The organism is Leifsonia sp. (genome assembly GCF_051955155.1).
GTDB lineage: Bacteria > Actinomycetota > Actinomycetes > Actinomycetales > Microbacteriaceae > Leifsonia.
Genome location: NZ_JBQCGZ010000064.1, coordinates 1 through 16,692 on the forward strand (window position 1 = coordinate 1; position 16,692 = coordinate 16,692).

The 16,692-nt window shown below is 72.1% G+C and carries 16 protein-coding genes; 10 read left to right on the forward strand and 6 right to left on the reverse strand.

Annotation, left to right across the window (positions count from 1 at the left end; genetic code table 11):
- The first annotated feature begins 165 nt into the window (after positions 1-165).
- The 3 genes from ACTHMF_RS06420 (at position 166) to ACTHMF_RS06430 (ending at position 2,891) form a co-directional block, all read left to right on the forward strand.
- A complete protein-coding gene (locus ACTHMF_RS06420) occupies positions 166-525 on the forward strand; it encodes a hypothetical protein (protein WP_440316754.1) in 360 nt (119 codons plus the stop codon).
- A gap of 56 nt (positions 526-581) precedes the next feature.
- Positions 582-1,961 carry a threonine/serine ThrE exporter family protein gene (locus ACTHMF_RS06425; protein WP_440316755.1) on the forward strand — a complete coding sequence of 460 codons (1,380 nt, stop codon included), beginning with the start codon at positions 582-584 and terminating at the stop codon, positions 1,959-1,961.
- A gap of 189 nt (positions 1,962-2,150) precedes the next feature.
- Positions 2,151-2,891 (forward strand): YoaK family protein, encoded by a 741-nt coding sequence (locus tag ACTHMF_RS06430; protein WP_440316756.1) that lies wholly within the window; start codon positions 2,151-2,153, stop codon positions 2,889-2,891.
- 60 nt (positions 2,892-2,951) lie between these two features.
- On the opposite strand, the gene ACTHMF_RS06435 is transcribed toward ACTHMF_RS06430, so the two are convergent.
- Positions 2,952-3,671, reverse strand: coding sequence for a hypothetical protein (locus tag ACTHMF_RS06435; protein WP_440316757.1), 720 nt, complete (start codon positions 3,669-3,671; stop codon positions 2,952-2,954).
- 70 nt (positions 3,672-3,741) lie between these two features.
- Between ACTHMF_RS06435 and ACTHMF_RS06440 the strand changes: the two genes are divergently transcribed.
- From ACTHMF_RS06440 to ACTHMF_RS06460, 5 genes are all read left to right on the forward strand, one after another.
- Positions 3,742-4,512 (forward strand): TetR/AcrR family transcriptional regulator, encoded by a 771-nt coding sequence (locus ACTHMF_RS06440; protein ID WP_440316758.1) that lies wholly within the window; start codon positions 3,742-3,744, stop codon positions 4,510-4,512.
- Positions 4,509-5,291: an SDR family NAD(P)-dependent oxidoreductase gene (locus tag ACTHMF_RS06445; RefSeq protein WP_440316759.1), complete on the forward strand. Its 783-nt coding sequence runs from the start codon at positions 4,509-4,511 to the stop codon at positions 5,289-5,291. Before ACTHMF_RS06440 ends, ACTHMF_RS06445 begins: the two co-directional genes overlap by 4 nt.
- Positions 5,292-5,645: 354 nt before the next feature.
- A complete protein-coding gene (locus ACTHMF_RS06450) occupies positions 5,646-6,284 on the forward strand; it encodes a helix-turn-helix domain-containing protein (RefSeq protein WP_440316760.1) in 639 nt (212 codons plus the stop codon).
- A 48-nt stretch (positions 6,285-6,332) separates the two neighbouring features.
- Complete coding sequence (locus ACTHMF_RS06455; protein WP_440316761.1) at positions 6,333-7,148, forward strand: alpha/beta fold hydrolase; 816 nt, start codon at positions 6,333-6,335, stop codon at positions 7,146-7,148.
- A gap of 1 nt (position 7,149) precedes the next feature.
- Entirely contained in the window at positions 7,150-7,728 is a 579-nt protein-coding gene (locus ACTHMF_RS06460) for a dihydrofolate reductase family protein (RefSeq protein ID WP_440316762.1), read from the forward strand.
- A gap of 4 nt (positions 7,729-7,732) precedes the next feature.
- Here ACTHMF_RS06460 and ACTHMF_RS06465 read toward each other — a convergent pair whose 3' ends face one another.
- The 4 genes from ACTHMF_RS06465 to ACTHMF_RS06480 all read right to left on the reverse strand — a co-directional run bounded on the left by ACTHMF_RS06465 (position 7,733) and on the right by ACTHMF_RS06480 (position 12,369).
- Positions 7,733-8,320 carry a hypothetical protein gene (locus tag ACTHMF_RS06465; protein WP_440316763.1) on the reverse strand — a complete coding sequence of 196 codons (588 nt, stop codon included), beginning with the start codon at positions 8,318-8,320 and terminating at the stop codon, positions 7,733-7,735.
- Positions 8,321-8,481: 161 nt separating this feature from the next.
- Complete coding sequence (locus ACTHMF_RS06470; RefSeq protein ID WP_314147778.1) at positions 8,482-10,140, reverse strand: MFS transporter; 1,659 nt, start codon at positions 10,138-10,140, stop codon at positions 8,482-8,484.
- Between the two features lie 116 nt (positions 10,141-10,256).
- Positions 10,257-11,093, reverse strand: a complete 837-nt coding sequence (locus tag ACTHMF_RS06475; RefSeq protein ID WP_440316764.1) for an alpha/beta fold hydrolase — start codon at positions 11,091-11,093, stop codon at positions 10,257-10,259.
- 115 nt (positions 11,094-11,208) lie between these two features.
- The gene (locus ACTHMF_RS06480; RefSeq protein WP_440316765.1) at positions 11,209-12,369 is read right to left on the reverse strand and encodes a helix-turn-helix domain-containing protein; all 1,161 of its coding nucleotides are present in this window, start codon (positions 12,367-12,369) and stop codon (positions 11,209-11,211) included.
- A gap of 102 nt (positions 12,370-12,471) precedes the next feature.
- On the opposite strand from ACTHMF_RS06480, the gene ACTHMF_RS06485 reads away from it, so the two are divergent.
- Positions 12,472-13,032, forward strand: coding sequence for a TetR/AcrR family transcriptional regulator (locus tag ACTHMF_RS06485; protein WP_440316766.1), 561 nt, complete (start codon positions 12,472-12,474; stop codon positions 13,030-13,032).
- A gap of 140 nt (positions 13,033-13,172) precedes the next feature.
- Positions 13,173-14,216 (forward strand): cupin domain-containing protein, encoded by a 1,044-nt coding sequence (locus ACTHMF_RS06490; RefSeq protein WP_440316767.1) that lies wholly within the window; start codon positions 13,173-13,175, stop codon positions 14,214-14,216.
- 360 nt (positions 14,217-14,576) lie between these two features.
- Here ACTHMF_RS06490 and ACTHMF_RS06495 read toward each other — a convergent pair whose 3' ends face one another.
- A complete protein-coding gene (locus ACTHMF_RS06495) occupies positions 14,577-16,688 on the reverse strand; it encodes a beta-galactosidase (protein ID WP_440316768.1) in 2,112 nt (703 codons plus the stop codon).
- Between the last annotated feature and the right edge of the window lie 4 nt (positions 16,689-16,692).

Consider the following 16,692-nt stretch of genomic DNA (forward strand, 5'->3'; position numbering starts at 1 on the left):
GGGGGTTGGGCGCGCGGGGCGCCCCCCCCCCCCCCCCCCGGCACCCGGGCCCGCGGCGCGGGGCCCGGCCCCCCGGGGCTGGGGGGGGGGGGGCCCCCCCGCCGGCCCCCCCACCCCACCGTCGCGGGACGGCGGCCGCCCGTCCGCCTCGCTACGATGGCCGCCATGACGACGACCGCCGCCCCGCTCCGGCAGCGGCGGCCGGTGCTCACCGCCGTCCTGCTGCTCCTGCTGCACGGCGTGGTCGCATTCGTGCTGATCATGGTCGGTCTCAGCCTCGCCCTGACGATCGGCGGCCCCACCATCGGCAGGGACGAGCTCTCCCGGATGGGCCCGGCTCTCCAGCTGTCGTGCCTGGGCGCCCTGCTCCCGCTGCTGCTGGCCCCGATCGCCACCCTGGCCGTCGCCATCACCGCGCGCGGCCGCACCTGGATCGCTCCGCTGGTCTCGCTCGGCGCGAGCGTCCTGCTGTGGGGCGTCGCGCTGCTCTTCCTGCACCCGCCGGAGCCGGTTCTCGGCGGCTAGCGCTGTCGGGACGCTGCGGGATCGACGGCCCCGCGCGCCGCATCTAGGCTGGCGCCGTGACCAGCGATCGAGACGACGGCAGCGGGCGACGCCTGGACGTCCCCGGCCGGACGCGCGAGATCCTGGACCTGGCGATCCGGCTGGCCGAGGTGCTGTTCACCTCCGGCGCCGGCGCCGCGGACACCACGACGGTGATGGCGACGGTCGCCCGCGTGTACGGAGTCCGCAACGCCGAGCCGGACGTGACACACACCGTGCTCACACTGTCCTGGTCGAACCCGGCGACCAATGAGACCTTCGCCAGGAGCCGGATCGTGCGGGGCCGCGGCACCGACTACGGGCGGCTCACCTCCGCCTCCCGGCTGTTCACCCAGATCGCCGACGGGCGGGTGCCGCTCGACGCGGCCCGGCACCGACTGGTGCGGCTGCTGTCCGCTCCCACCGCCGGCCCGGCCTGGCTGCGCCGGGTCGGCTGGGGCGTCGTCGGCGCCGGCACGGCGCTTCTGCTCGGCGGGGATGCACTGGTGGCGGCCGTCGCGTTCGTTGCCGCGCTGCTGCTCGACGCGGCGACCGCCTGGCTGCGCCGCCGCGGCGTCCCGCTGTTCTACCAGTGCCTGGCCGGCGGCGTGGTCGGGCCGCTGGCCGCCGCCGGGGTCCGGCTGGTCGCGCCGCAGTCGTCTGCGGCGCTGATCGTCGTCGCGACCATCATCGTTCTGCTCGCCGGGGTAACGGTGTTCGGGGGCGTGCAGGACACGCTCACCGGGTTCTACCTGACCGGGATCGCCCGACTGGCCGAGGCCACGGTCGCCACCGTCGGCCTCGCCGCCGGGGTGATCGCGACCTCGCTGGTTCTCAGCCGAGGGTTCGGAATCCGGCTGGACCTGACCGTCACCGGACCGCAGGCGGGCAATGGCGTCGCGGCGACCATCGCGGCGGCCGCCGTGATCGTGGTCGGCTTCGCCGTCGCGGTGCGGCTGCCGTGGCGGGCCGTGTGGGCCGCCGCGCTCGCCGCCGTCGCGGGCGAGGCGCTGTACCTGCTGCTGACGGCGCGGGACTTCGGCACGGTGTGGTCGTCCGCGTGCGTCGCCGTGCTGGTCGGAGCCGCGGCGGTGCCGCTGTCCCACGTGAGCCGGGTTCCCGTCCTCTGCGTCGTCGTCACCGCCCTGGTCCCGCTCCTCCCCGGAGTCGTGCTCTTCAACGGGCTGATGGAGCTGGCGCGGGCATCGGTGGGCGGTCTCATCGGCGCGCTCACCGCGGCGGCGGTCGCCGCCGCGCTGGCCGCCGGGGCGATCCTGGGCCAGTACCTCGCGCAGGGCATCGCCTCGGCGCTCTCGCCGCGGTCCCGCAGGCGGTCCGGGGCCCGCCGGTCGCGGGTGCCGATGCTGGCGATCCCCGGCCGGCTCAGCCGCATCCCGCGGCGAACGCGCGCGAACTGAATCCCGCCGCCCACCGTACGCACAGGTGCGCTGCGCGCGCCCCCCCGTGAGTGCGCCGCGGCTCGGGCCGCGCGGCGAGGCAGGCGGCCTCTGCCTCGTCGGCCGTCGTGGCGACGATGTGGCGCTGATCGCACGTATGCTTCAGCTGGCCACCGCGCTGGCGGAGGGCCGGACCCGCCGCGAAGGAGAATGATGTCCACCCCTGTCACCGAGCAGCAGACGCGCAGGCCGTCCGTCCTCCAGCGCATCGCGCATCTCGCGCCGATGCTCGCCCTGACGTTCACCACCGGGATCGTGGACGCGGTCGGCTATCTCGGCCTCGACCGGGTGTTCACCGGGAACATGACAGGGAACGTCGTGATCCTGGGAATGGCGCTGGCCGGTGCGGACAGCCTGCCCGTCGTCGGCCCCGCGCTCGCCCTGGCCGCGTTCCTGGTCGGGGCGATCGTGTCCGGACGCGTCCTGCGCACGGCCGGCACCGGCTGGACCCGGCGCACCACCACGATGTTCGCCGTCGTGGCGGTCGTCGTCGCGGGCACCGGAGCGCTCGCAACCGTCGCCGGGAGGCCCGCGGAGCCCGTCGCACTCACCATCACCGGCGGGATCGCCTTCGCGATGGGGCTGCAGGCGGCGGCAGCGCGGCACCTGTCGGTCGCGGATGTGACGACGGTGGTCGTCACCTCCACCATCACCGGACTGGCCGCCGACTCCTGGCTCGGGCTGCGCACGGGGCAGCGCTGGCCGCGGCGTGTCCTCGCGATCGCGCTCATCGCGGCCGGCGCTTTCGCCGGCGCCGTCCTGCTGCGCGTGCACCTCGCGGCCGGCCTGTTCGTCGCGGCGGCCCTGATCGCCGCTGCGGTGCTCTTCGGCCACACCGTCGCTGCGCGCGACGCCCGGCAGTCCGCGACCGGGGAGAGCCGGCCCGCCTGACGCCGAGGCCGGCCGGCTGCTCCGCGAGGCGGAATCCCGCACGGCCGACCGCGGCACCGGTCAGCGCGCCGCCGGTTCCGCGTCCCCGCCTGGCCGCTTCGCCACCAGAACGGCCACGCCGACGGCCGCCAGCCAGATCGCGGCGATTCCGTTGAACATGGCGACCGCGCCCCAGCCGTTGGCGGCATAGAACTCCGAGGAGTTGTAGCCGAAGAACATCGAGGGCACTCCGGCCAGGTGGAGGGCGGCGATCGCGAACGACGACCAACCGACCCACCGGGGCAGCGCGCCGCTGCGCAGCACGGCGTAGCCGAAGGCGACGCCGAAGACGAACAGCATCAGGTGCGAGATGGATCCGTAGAGCAGATAGGTCGGCACCACGCGGGTCGGGTCGATCCAGGCCGTCGCCCGGATGGCGCTGCCGCCCTCCAGTCCTTTGGCCACCATGTCGACGATGGTCCACGCGATGCCGGCGGTGCCGGCGAGCGCCCCGAACCACTCGTACCGCGGATCGGCCCGGGCGATCAGGGGGCGGACTCCCGTCATGAAGACCAGGAACAGCGTGAGGGCGATGAAGTTGAACAGCGTGCGGGCCAGGATCAGGCCGTCGGGCATCGGGCTTCCGGTGTCCACGCCGCAGGTCGCCGCGTCGCAGGCCGGGACCACGAAGTAGAGCGGGAGCTCCGCCATCGCGAAGACCGCGCCGGCGATGGCGGAGAAGCCGATCCAGCGCCGTGCCGCAGCGGGAAGAACTATCTGTGTATGCAATGAAGTGTTCATGGCGTACACAATAAGGGGAAACTGTGTCGATAGTCCACCGTTTTGTGCCGGATTCTGGCAGGATGGCCGCATGACGGCACGCGACCCGGTGGACTTCGACGTTCTCCCACCCGGCCTCGCGGCCGCCTGGGGCGTCGTCGCGTCCGCGGGCCGGCGCGGCCCCAAACCGGCGCACAGCGTCGACGAGGTCATCGCGGCCGCGACGGCACTGGCGGACGAGCGCGGGCTGGTCGCGGTGTCGCTTCCCAACGTCGCCTCCGCCATCGGCCTCTCGACGAACGCGCTGTACCGCTACGTCGGCTCCAAGGACGAGCTCCTGATGCTCCTGGCCGACCGCGCGTGGGGCGACCCGCCCGCGCTGCCCGCGAACGACTGGCAGACGGCGGCGACCGCGTGGGCGCACGCCCTGTTCGACCGCCTGCTCGCCCGCCCCTGGCTGCTGGACGTGCCGACGACCGTCCCGCTGACCCCGCACAACGCGGCCTGGCTGAATGCCCTCATCGCGGCCCTCCAGCCCACCGGGATGCCCGCGCAGCAGCTCCTCGACTGCGCCTACCTGCTCGACAGTCACTCCCGGTACGGAGCCGGCCTGCGCCGAAGCGCTCCCCTGCCGACATCGCTGCGGCGCGAGAACCCCGGCCGCCTGGCCGCCGAGCGCGCCGTGCGCGCCTTCCTGGGCGGCCAACTCCGGTCGCGCCGTCTCGACGCGCTCGCGGACACCATCGACAGCACCGAGTTCCTGGCCGACGAAGCGCCCCTGGAGGGCTTCGAGTTCGGCCTCGCCAGGATCATCGACGGCATCGACGCCCATGTGCGGCGCCAGGACGGGCAGGCATCATGAGCGCCGTGCCGCACTCCGCCCTCGTCCCGGCGCGCACCGGCCAGGTGGCGATCGTGACCGGCGGCACGTCCGGCCTCGGCGAGGCGATCGCCCGTTCGCTCGCCGAGGCCGGGACGACGGTCGTCGTCACCAGCCGCAGCGCCGAGCGCGCCAGCGCGGCTGCCACGCGCCTGGCAGAGGAGACCGGCAGCACCGTTCACGGAGTCCGCTGTGATGTCACCGCGGAGGACGATGTGGACGGCCTCGAGGGCTGGGTGCGGTCGCGGCTCGGGCGGCTCGACGTCCTCGTCACGTGCGCCGGGGCCCAGGCGCGCGGCTCGATCTCGGACCTCGACCTCGCTGCGCTCCGCGCCTGCCTCGACGTGAACGTCACCGGGACGTGGCTCGCCTGCCGTGCCGCGTTCCGCCTGATGCGGCCGGCCGGCTACGGGCGCATCGTCACGCTGGCCAGCGCGGTCGGCCTGGTCGGCGCGGCGGACCGGTCCGCGTATGCCGCCAGCAAGGGGGCGGTCGTCCAGCTGACCAGGAGCCTGGCCGTCGAGTTCGCGCCGTCCGGCATCACCGTGAACGCACTGGCGCCCGGTCCGTTCCGGACGCCGCTCAACGAGGGAGTCGAGACCGACCCGCAGGTGCGCCGCTTCCTGCAGCACGAGGTTCCGCTGGGGCGCTGGGCGGACCCGCGGGAGCTGGTGCCGGCGGCGCTGCTGCTCACCAGCCCGGACGCCGCGTACCTCACCGGGGCGGTGCTCCCGGTCGACGGCGGCTGGAGCGCGCACTAGGGACGTGCTCGGCTGCCTCCCGCGGTGATCGGCGGCCGACGGTCCGCCTCCTGACCGTCGCGCACGAGCGAGGACCGCGCCGGCCCTTCGACGGTCCGCCGATGTGCAATGCTGCGCGTATGGATACTCCTCGGCTGTCCTGCGCGCGTCCGCCTGGTGGTGGACGGTGCTCGTGACGAGCGGGCGCGCGGCCTGGATCGCGTCGCTGGGTGGGAGCGAACGCGCGCCGCAGCCTTCCGACGGCCGCCATCGAGGAAGGCAGGAGCGGCCATGCCCATAGAGAGCGAGGACCGGGCCTCGGACTCCCGATACATTCAACGGGTCTGGCGGGGACGGGCGTCGGGCACGGAGACGATGACATCGGTCGCCACCTCCACCTGGGAGCTGGTGTTCTGGGAGGAGTCCGGCACCGTGCACGCTGCGGCGCGAGGTCCCGAGACCGCGGCGTCCACGGCCGAACTCCGGGGCGACTCGGCGTCGCTCGGCATCGCCTTCGCCCACGGCGTCTCCATGCCCCACCTGCCCGTTGCCGCCATCGTGGATGGCGGCACCGAGAGCGTCCGGGCGACCGAGCGCTCCTTCGTGCTCGCCGGGGAGGAGTGGGAGCTTCCGGGGTACGACACTGCCGAGCAGTTCGTCGACAAACTGGTGCGCGCAGGGGTTCTCGTGCGCGATCCCCTGGTCGAAGAGGTGGTCTGGGGAGGCCTGGCGCGGGTCGGGTCTCGTTCGGTCCAGCGCCGCGTGGGCAAGGCGACCGGTCTGACGCAGAGTGCCATCAGGCAGATCGACCGGGCGCGTGAGGCGGCGATCCTGATCCAGGCGGGGATCCCGGCGCTCGATGTCGTGCACCGGCTCGGCTACTACGACCAGCCCCATCTCGCTCGTGCGCTGCGGCGCTTCATCGGGCGGACGGCGACCCAGTTGCAGGACCCGCACCGCACGGCCGATCCCCTGTCGCTTCTGTACAAGCAGGAGGAGCCGGGTGCTTCCTAGCCTGAGTGCGTTGCGGTGAAAGCCACCGGCACCATGAAAGGGAGAGAAATGCCCAACGGCACTGTCACGTCGGCCGACGGAACCACCCTCGCCTATTCGGCGTGGGGCGACGGCGACCCGATCGTCATCATCGATGGCGCGACCGCGTACCGCGCGGTCACTCCGGAGAATGCGAAGGTCGGCGAGCTCCTCGCCGACGCGTTCCGGGTCATCAGCTACGACCGGCGCGGGCGCGGGGAGAGCGGCGACACGGCCCCGTACGCGATCGAGCGGGAGCTCGAAGACCTCTCGGCGATCATCGCCGGACCGGGCGCCGGCCGCCCGGCCACCGTCTTCGCCTGGTCGTCGGCGGGGTTCCTCGCGCTGAATGCGGCGCAGGCCGGCGTGCCGATCGCACGTCTGGCCCTCTTCGAACCGCCGGCGGTCGCCGACGACTCGCGGCCGCCGCTTCCCGCCGACTACGTCGAACGGGTCGAGGCGGCGATCGCTGCCGGTGAGCCGGGCGATGCGGTCGAGCTCTTCCTCACCGCCTCCGTGCTGATGCCGCCCGAGTTCGTGGCCGGCATGCGCGGCAGCGACATGTGGCCGGGGCTCGAGGCGGTCGCTCCGACCCTCTCGTACGACGGACGCCAGATCGGGGACGCGATGTCGGGATCACCGCTGAACGCCGAACGCTGGGACCGCGTCGACATCCCGGTTCTGGTCATGCACGGCGACAGCACCTGGCCCTTCCTCGTCTCGGGTGCCAGAGCCGTCGCCGATCTGCTGCCGACGGCGGCCCTCAAGCCGGTTCCCGGCGAGAACCACTCTGCCACCGCCGAGGTGCTCGCTCCCGAGCTGCGCGCTTTCGCCGGGGCGGCCTGACATGGGACGCGTCGTGGTGACCGAGTTCATCTCGCTGGACGGCGTCGTGGAGGCGCCGGGAGGCGCCGACTTCCGGTACCCGAACTGGAGCTTCGCCTTCGACCGCGGGCCGGAGGGCGAGCGCTACAAAGAGGAGGAAGCGCTCGCCTCGGCCGCCCTCCTGCTCGGTCGTGCGACCTACGACGGATTCGCTGCGGCATGGCCGCACTACGAAGGAGAACTCGCGGACAAGTACAACGGGATGCCGAAGTATGTCGTGTCCAGCACCCTCAGCGACCCGGCGTGGAACAACACGACGGTGCTGACCGGAGACCTGGCGGAGGAGGTCGAGCGCCTGAGGGAGCGTATCGACGGCGACATCTCGGTGGCAGGCAGCATCACCCTCGTGCAGTCGCTCCTGGCCCTCGACCTGGTCGACGAGGTGCACCTCATGCAGTTCCCCGTCATCCTCGGCTACGGCAAGCGGCTCTGGGGGGAGACGCCGGACAAGACGGACTGGGACCTGATCACCACGACCCGGTACGGCGACGGAGTGCTGGTCACCGAGTTGCGCCGACGTCGCATCGGCCGTGGCCGGTAGGCGACTACTCGCCCCACACGGGCCGCGCTCGTGATGCGAGCTCGCGCAGCGGCGCACTGTCGAGCACCACGTGCGACTCCGGAACACCGAAGGCCGGCCACTGCGCGACGACCTCGAGCGGCCCTTCCGGCGGCAGCGGCCAGAGCCACATCCCGTCCTCGAACGTGGAGAAGTCCTCCGATCCGCCACCGTTGCCGCGGGTGTGCGTCAGCGCGTGCCTCTCGGGAGCGACGCCGTGGAGCCCGGGCGCCAGATCGAGGATGAGCTTCTGGCCGTCTCCGAGAACGACGCCGTACCGCAGCCGCTCGGGATCGAAGCGGCCGAAGTGGTCGTGCATCCGCGACTGCAGCTCCTGCCAGTCTCGACGACTCGAGTCTCCGCGGCGGACGCGGCGCTCGACGACGAGTTCGACACCGTTGCTGTAGACGCGCGCGATCGTGAGGATCAGTGCGACGCGCTCGGTGAGGGCGATCGTCTCGCCGATCGGGAAGGGTGCCGGGAGTTCCTCGTCCGACGGCTTCCACCACGGTGCCGGCACGTGGTCTGCACCCTCCGGCTCGTCGTCGGGCGGGTCTGCCGGGAAGAAGCTCACGAGGGCAAGGCCATCATGGCGGCTCACTGCTCCGCAAGGGTCGGCCGCCGGCCGTCGGTCAGGCGTTCTCGCTCAGGTATGACGTCAGCGACGCGTCGATCCGCTCGAAGCGAGCCGCTCGGGACCGTACGTCGAACTTCGCCTGAATGCCGGGTACGCGGTCATGCGCGCCTCCTCGACGGCACCGGCAGGGCGATCAGATGCTCGGCGACGGGATCGTCCACGGCCAGCTCCTTGGCCCGCTCCAGGACCCCGGCGTCGTACTCGGTGGTCCGATCGAGGTGCTGGCTCACGTGCTCCTGCCACGAGCCGAGGGTGAACGCCTCGACCATCACGGCCGGGTCCTCCCGATCGGCATAGAGGGACCAATCGCGGGCTCCTGTGCGCCGGCGGGTGCGCGCGACCAGCGCCATCCGCTTCTCGAACTCGGGGCGGCGCTCGTCTGGCACGGTGTAGCGCACCAGCACGAGGACCGGTGCGTGGTCGCGGTCGGCGCCGGTCGGCCGGGCGGCGCCGGAGGCGGCGGAGGACGTCGAGGCAGCGCCCCCGTCCTCCGTCTCCGTCTCCGCCAGCACCGGAGGCACATCCGTCAGCGGCAGCGGCACGATCCCCCGCCCCTTGCCCGCGGGCGAGACGGAGGGGCGCGCGGCCCCGACCGCGGCGAGCAGCACGAGCAGCACACCGCAGCCGACCATCACCGGACCCACGCCAAGCGGTCCGGCGATGGCGCCGCTGACGGCGGCGCCGACAGCGGTCATCCCGAAGAGCACGAGCTGGTAGATCGAGAGTCCGCGCGTGCGCACCCAGACCGGCAGGAACGACTGGACCGTGCCGTTGATCGTGGCGATGACGCCGATCCAGGCGATGCCGGCGACCACGAGCACGGCGAGCACGAGGGGAAGCGACGGGAGCAGGATGATCCCGACCATGCTCGCGCCGAACACGGCGGCCGAGAGCGAGACGACGGCGCTGGCGCTGAGGCGCCTGCGCAGCGGCGGCAGCACGAAGGCTCCCGCGACCGAGCCGACGCCGAGCGCGGCCAGAAGCAGACCGTAGCCGCCCGCGCCCATCCGGTACGTGCCGCTGGCGACCACCGGCAGCAGGGCCCAGAGTGCATTCGCGGGCAGGAGGAACAGCGCGAGCCGCAGGTACAGGCCGCGGATGACGCCGGCGTGGCGGATGTACCGGAGGCCGGCGCGGGTCGCATCGAGGAAACGCTCCGGCCGCCCGCGCGGCGGCTCGTACCCGCGCCACAGCAGCAGAGCACCCAGGAACACCGCGAACGACAACGCGTTCGCCAGGAAGACGGAAGCCACGCCGAGCTGCGCGACCAGCAGACCGGCCGCGGCGGGCCCGATCGCGCGGGCGACGTTCACGCCGATGGAGGAGAGCACCGCGGCATCCGAGATCAGCGGACGGGGGACGATGTCGGGCACGATCGCCTGGTACGCGGGGAGCTGCACAGCCGAGCACGCGCCGAGCAGGAACGTGAGCACCAGCAGCAGGGCGGGCGTCATCGTCCCGGCGATCGTGAGGCCGGTGAGCACCAGGACGACGGCGAGCTGCACCGACTGCACGACGATCAGGACCGTGCGGCGGTTGAGGAACTCGCCCAGCACGCCGGCCGGCAGCGCGAGCAGCAGCACCGGGGCGGAGGCGGCGGTCTGCACGAGTGCGACAACGGCGGCCGGGCTGCCGTGCTCGATCAGCAGCCATTGCGCGCCGACGGTCTGCATCCAGCTGCCGATGGTGCTGACGATTCCGGCGAGCCACAGGACGCGGAAGATGCGTACGCGCAGCGGTGCCAGGGCCGGGTTCATGGCCGCCTCCTCGAGGGGATCAGGTGGGGATCGGGTCGGGCCGGTACGAGCGCACGGCCCCGCGGCGCAGGTCCGCGGGGCCGTGCGAAGGCGGGCCGCCTGGCCGCGCCGGAGGCCTACTTCTCGAAGTCCTCGCCCGTGATGAAGGCCAGGATGTCCTTGTCGAGCTGCTCCTGGTAGGCGCCCCAGATGCCGTGCGAGGCGCCCGGGTAGACCTTCAAGGTGCCGTCCTTGACCAGCGTGATCGACTTCTCGGCCGCCGCGACGATCGGGACGATCTGGTCGTCGTCGCCGTGGGCGATGAAGATCGGCACGTCCAGCGCCTTGAGGTCCTCGGTCTGGTCGGTCTCGCTGAACGCCTTGACGCAGTCGTACGCGGCGGCGAGGTTGACCAGCATGCCCTGGCGCCAGAAGTCGTCGATCAGGCCCTGGGAGCGGTCGACGCCGTCGCGGTTGAAGCCGAAGAAGGAGACGGCGAGGTCCTGGTAGAACTGCGAACGGTCCTTCAGCACCCCCTCGCGGATGCCGTCGAACACCTCGATGGGGGCGCCCTCCGGGTTGGCGTCGGTCTTGACCATCAGCGGCGGGACGGCGCCGGCGGTGATGACCTTCGCCACCCGGCCGTTGGCGAACTGAGCCGCGTAGCGGACCACCTCGCCACCACCGGTGGAGTGGCCGATCAGGATGACGTCGTGCAGGTCGAGGGCCTCGACGAGCTCGGACAGGTCCTTGGCGTAGGTCGTCATGTCGTTGCCGGTGTAGGTCTTGGACGAGCGGCCGTGGCCGCGGCGGTCGTGCGCGATGGTGCGGTAGCCGGCATCGGCGAAGAGCTTGAGCTCGAGCTGCCAGGCGTCCGAGCTGAGCGGCCAGCCGTGGCTGAGGACGATGGGCTGCCCGGTGCCCTGATCGGTGTAGTAGATCTCGGTTCCGTCGGTGGTGGTGATGTACGGCATCGTCTGTTTCCTTCTTCTCTCGCGGTTTCGCTGACACGCTGAAGCTACGCGGCCGCGGAGGGCGGATGGCAGTGCAGAGTGTCGACACCTCTTGCTACGAATGTCGAGCGCGCACCTAGAGACGGCCGGTGCTCTCCCACAGGCGCGCGAGCTTGAGGGTGAGGTGGAGTGAGCTGCGGAGCAGGCCATCGTCGAGGGCGCGGCGCACCGACGGGGGCATGTTGTCGAGCCGGTAGTAGAGCGTGGTGCGGTGGATGTGGAGGCGATCGCACGCGACCTGGGCATGGCCTCCCGCGTCCAGATAGGTCTCGATGGTGTGGCGCTGCACCTCGTCGCCGTGCTCGAGCAGGTCGGCAGCGGCTGGTGAGAAGACGGCGAGGGAGGAGCGGTCGCCGGCGACGGCGTCCAGCAGCATCCAGCCGCCGACGTCCGCGATGTCGGCCCGCCCGCCGAGCTCGGGCAGCCCGGCGGCGAGGCGCGCCGCGGCGATCGCGCGGGCGGCGGCCACGGCGATGTCGTCGTCGTCGTGTGCGTGCGCGGCGGAGCCGATGCCGCGGATCGGGAGACGGCGGCGGGCCGATTCGGACCGCAGTGCGGCGTCGATCGCGGCGTCGTCGGCGGCGCGGCCGACGAAGAGCAGGCAGGCCTCCGACTCCCCCAGGAAGCGGAGGACCGGTGCGTGCGCGGCGGAGATCCGGCGCCCGAAGGCGGCGCGGTCGAGCGGCGCGGCCTCCCCGTCGTGCAGCACGGCGCGCACCACGGTCTGCGGCCCGCGCGCGATCAGCCGGCGGCCGACCGCCTCAGCGAACGCCTGCCGGCGCACGGCCGGGTCGGCGTCGAGCAGGCGCATCAGCGAGCCGTCGCTGCGCTCGCGGCCGTGCGTGCCCGGTTCGGGCAGCAGTGCTCGCCTGGCCAGCTCGACCGCCGCGTTGACGCTGGCCAGATCCGTTCCGTCGAGGGGCGGGAGGCCGCCGACGATGAGCCAGAGGATGCCGAGCAGTCGCTCGCCGTCCCTGATGGGAACCGCGAGCCGCTGCCGGCCGCCGAAAGCGTCGAGATCCACCGTGATCGGCTGCCGCAGCGTGTCCAGCTTCAGCGTCTCGAGGTAGCGCCGCGCCTTCTCCGGGGTCTCCCGGCGGAGCAGGCTCTCCATGCGCAGCCGATCGATCTCGTCGCCCTGTGCGCTGGAGGCCACAGGGCGGTACTCGGTGTCGTTGATGACGACGGACCGCCGGAGGCTGCGGGCCAGCTCGTCCACGATGTCCTGAAGGTTCATGGCCAGGGGCCCGCGGCGGGACGAGTCATGGCACCATCATTGTGTAATGGCGGTTCCATAATCAAGTCCTCGCCGCGGGAGCCGCGGTGCTACGGTGACGAAATGGCCCGACGACGTGAATTCGATGAGTGCACGCTCCTCGACGCGGCGACGGACGTGTTCTGGAGTCGCGGCTACGCGGCCGCCTCCCTCTCCGAGATCGCCGAGGCCAGCGGCGTCGGGACCAGCAGCATCTACGCGGCCTACGGCAGCAAGTGGGGACTCTTCCTCGCCGTGTTCGAGCGCTACTGCGCCGCCCGGGTCGATCTGGTGCGCCGCGCGATCGCTGAGAGCGACGGCTCCCGCCGCGACGTCGCAGAGCGGCTGCTCGCCGCCATCGTCGACGACTGCGCCGGCCAGCCCGACCGGCGCGGCTGCCTGATGATCAACAGCATCGGCGAGCTGGCCTCCGAGCACCCCGAGGTCGCACGCATCGGCAGCGCCACGACCACCGCCATGGAGCAGGCCGTGCGCGACCGCCTCCCCGACGATCCCGGAGCCGACACCCTCGCCGCCCACATCGTCGCGCTCTCGCAGGGCCTCATCCAGATGAGCCGCCTCGACGTCAGCGCGCGGCGCCTGCGCGCCACCGCGCGTGCGGCGACGGAGGCCATCCCCGCCTGACAGCGCCGCACCCCGTTCGACAGATGTCGAGACGGGATGCGACGGTCGGGACTGCCGCGACCGCGGCGCGCCGCCCTACGCTCCTGACCGTACGCACAACGCACGAGCCCGGGCCGAGCCCGGGAGACAGGGGTCGCCGAATGTCCGAGTCCAGGCACGTCGCACAGCTGATCGGCGGCGAGGACGTCTTCGAGAACGAGTTCGGCAGCATCACGCAAGTCACCTCGAGCTCGCTCCCCATCCTGACCGGCCTTTCGGTCAAGCGCATCACCCTCGCGCCGGGCGCCGTCCGCGAACCCCAGTGGAACGTCAACGCCAACCAGATCGCGTACGTCGTCGCCGGCACCGTTCTCGTGTCGACCCTGGGCGACGCGGACAGCTTCTCGACGTTCGTCGTGCAGACCGGCCAGATGTACCACGTGGAGTCCGGCGCGGTCTATCACATCGAGAACGTGGGCGACGGCGAGGCCGAGATCATCGCGGCCCTCCGTGCCGACCGCCCGCAGCACTTCTCCCTGCAGGACAGCGTCAGCGCCATGACGAATGCCGTGCTCGGCAACACGTATGGACTCCCCTCGTCGGCGTTCGCCGCCTTCGACCGCCGGCACTCCTCCCAGATCGTCCACCGCGACGGGCCGGCCCGCATTCCCGACACCGCCGGCCTCCCGAACGCCCGCCTCTTCGACATGGCAGGCCAGCACGCGCCCCTGTCGTACGAATGGGGCCAGGCCCGCCTCGCCCGCAAGCAGTTCTGGGCGGCCCTCGACGACCTCTCCATGTACGAGTTGACGATCGGCGGTGCGGGGATGCGCGAACCGCACTGGCACCCCGTCACCGGCGAGCTGGGCTACGTCCAGAGCGGCCACGCCCGGATGACCGTCCTCGACCCCGACGGCTCGCTCGACACCTACGAGCTGCGCCCCGGCGAGGCGTACTACATCCCGCGCGCCTACCCCCACCACATCGAGGCGCTCGGCGATGACGGCATCCGCTTCCTGATCTTCTTCGACCAGCCGACCCCCGGCGACGTCGGCTACCGCGCCACGGCCTCCGCCTTCTCACGCGAAGTGCTCTCTGCCGCATTCTCGGTGCCAGAACGGGAGCTTCCCGACTTCCCATTCACCCCGGTGGACCCGCTGATCGTCGAGCGGGTGAATCCGCGGGACGGGTCGGACCTGCGGTAGGGGCCGTCAGCGCCCGCCCCTGCTGCACACCTTGCCCGGTCGAGGGCGAGGGCGGCGGCGACACTGACCGTGCCGACGTCGCCTGACCCCTACCGCCATCGGGGACTCACCGTAGCCGGTGCGGTCACAGGAACCAGAGAGCCAGTCCGATGAACCAGGCGACCAGCGGCAGCCCGATCGCGAGCAGCAGCGCACCCACGCCGTTCACGCGGAGGCGCATGCCCGGCGCGTTGATGCGGGATCGCAGGAATCGCGTACCAGCCGAGCTTCCCCCACTCCGACTGCGATACGCCCGGTGCCTCGAGGTTCACGAGGGTCAGCCTAGCCACGAGGCTTGGCCCGAGCGGTGGCGTTGCAGCCTCAACGGTGGGTCGCCTCGGCCGCGGTGACATCGTCGGCCTGGCCGATCACCCGGCCGGCGAGCACACGCGGCGCGATGACCGCGACCCCCTGGGGTTCGAGCGCGAGCCCCAGGGCGTCGGCTCCCGTCAGGATGTCCGTGCCGTCCTCACCGAGCGTGACCACCGTGTCGCCGTGATTGATCACGAAGACGACGTCGCCGCGCTGGACCGTCTCCACGAACCCGTGCTGGAGGTCGATCACAGGCGTGCGCGGCCGAAGGCCGCTCTCCGCGATGAGCTGCGCCACGAGCACGGCGGTGTCCTGGCTGCCGAGCCTGGTGGCGAGATACCAGGCGGCCCCTGCGCCGTGCGCCTTGCGGGTCAGCGCGGGCCAGCCGCTCAGCTGTCCCTCCTCGAAGACGGCGCGGACGACGGCGTCTCGGACGTGGACGGTCTCGCTCCACTCCACCCCGGCGACGGCCTCCTGACCGAAGACGCTGCCGCGAACGCGCACGGTCGGCGCGATGGTCGACTCGGGTGCGACGGGGATCGCGCCGGGGCGCGCCCAGGCGCCGCCGAGCGGCCAGAACTCCTCGATCCACACGCCGAGCGTCGACTGGAGCCGGCCGAGGTAGCCGCCGAGGCGGGCGTGGAGATTCTCGTCCACGATGCCGCTCTGGCTGGTGACCAGCACGATCGAACCCGCCAGGGCGGCCCTGTCGATGGCCTCCGCCTGCGCATCCGTGAGGACGAACAGACTGGGCACGATCACGATCGGGTAGGCGGACAGGTCCTCGTCGCCGCGGACCAGGTCGACGGTCACCCCCGCCTCGGTCAGCGCCCCGTGCCAGGGCGCGACGAGCGCGAGGTAGCTGGACGTGGCGGGGAGACCGGTCTGCTCGATCGCCCATCGGCTGTCCCAGTCGAAGAGGACCGCCGCGTGCGCCTGCGTCGGCGTGCCCACCACGGGGCCGAGCTCTGCGAGCTCGGCGCCGAGTCGCACGACCTCCCGCCAGATGCGCGTGTCCGTGCCGGCGTGCGGCAGCATCGCGGAGTGGAACTTCTCGGCGCCGGCTGCCGACTGCCGCCACTGGAAGAAGCAGATCCCGTCGGCGCCGCGCGCGATCGCCTGGTAGGACAGGGCCCGCAGTTGCCCTGGCGGCTTCGGGACGTTGACGGGCCGCATGTTCACGGCAGCCGTCGACTGCTCCATGAGAAGCCACGGTTTGCCGCGTCCGAGCGACCGCATGAGGTCGCGGGCAAGAGCGGCTCCCCGCGCGGCGTCCGGGTCGGCGGGGTCGGGGTAGAGGTCGTCCGATATCACGTCGATGTGGGGCGCCCAGGTCCAGTAGTCGACGTTCCGGAACGTCCCCATGAAGTTCGTGGTGATCGGGATCTCCGGCGTCACCTCGCGGAGCACCGCCTTCTCCTCGAGGAAGCAGGCCAGCAGCTCATCGGAGCTGAAGCGATCGAAGTCGAGCGACTGCGTCGGGTTCGGGAACGCGGGGGTCGCGCGCGGGGGGAGGATCTGCTCGAACGACCCGTACGACTGCGACCAGAAGGCGGTCCCCCACGCGGCGTTGAGCGCACCGATCGTCTCGTACTTGGCCTCCAGCCAGCGGCGGAAGGCGGCGGCGGACTCGTCGCAGTAGCACCGCGAGACATGGCAGCCGTACTCGTTGTTGACGTGCCACATCACCACGGCGGGATGCGATCCGTAGCGCTCGGCAAGCGCCCGCGCGAGGCGGCGCGCAGCGCGACGGTAAGCCGGCGAGCTCGGGCAGTACGCCTGGCGCGATCCCGGCGAGAGCCGGACGCCGTCCACCGTCACCGGGAGCGACTCCGGATGACGCTGAGAGAACCACGGCGGCGGTGCCGCGGTGGCGGTGGCCAGGTCCACCTTCACTCCGTTGTCGTGGAGAAGGTCGAGCACGCGGTCGAGCCACCCGAACTCGAACCGGCCCTCCTCCGGCTCCACGAGCGACCAGGCGAACACCCCGACCGTCGCCAGATTCACACCCGCCTGGCGCATCAGGTCGACGTCCTCCTGCCACACCTCCTCCGGCCACTGCTCCGGGTTGTAGTCGCCGCCGAACCACGGCACGTCGGCAAAGGCAGGACGAATCGTCACGGAG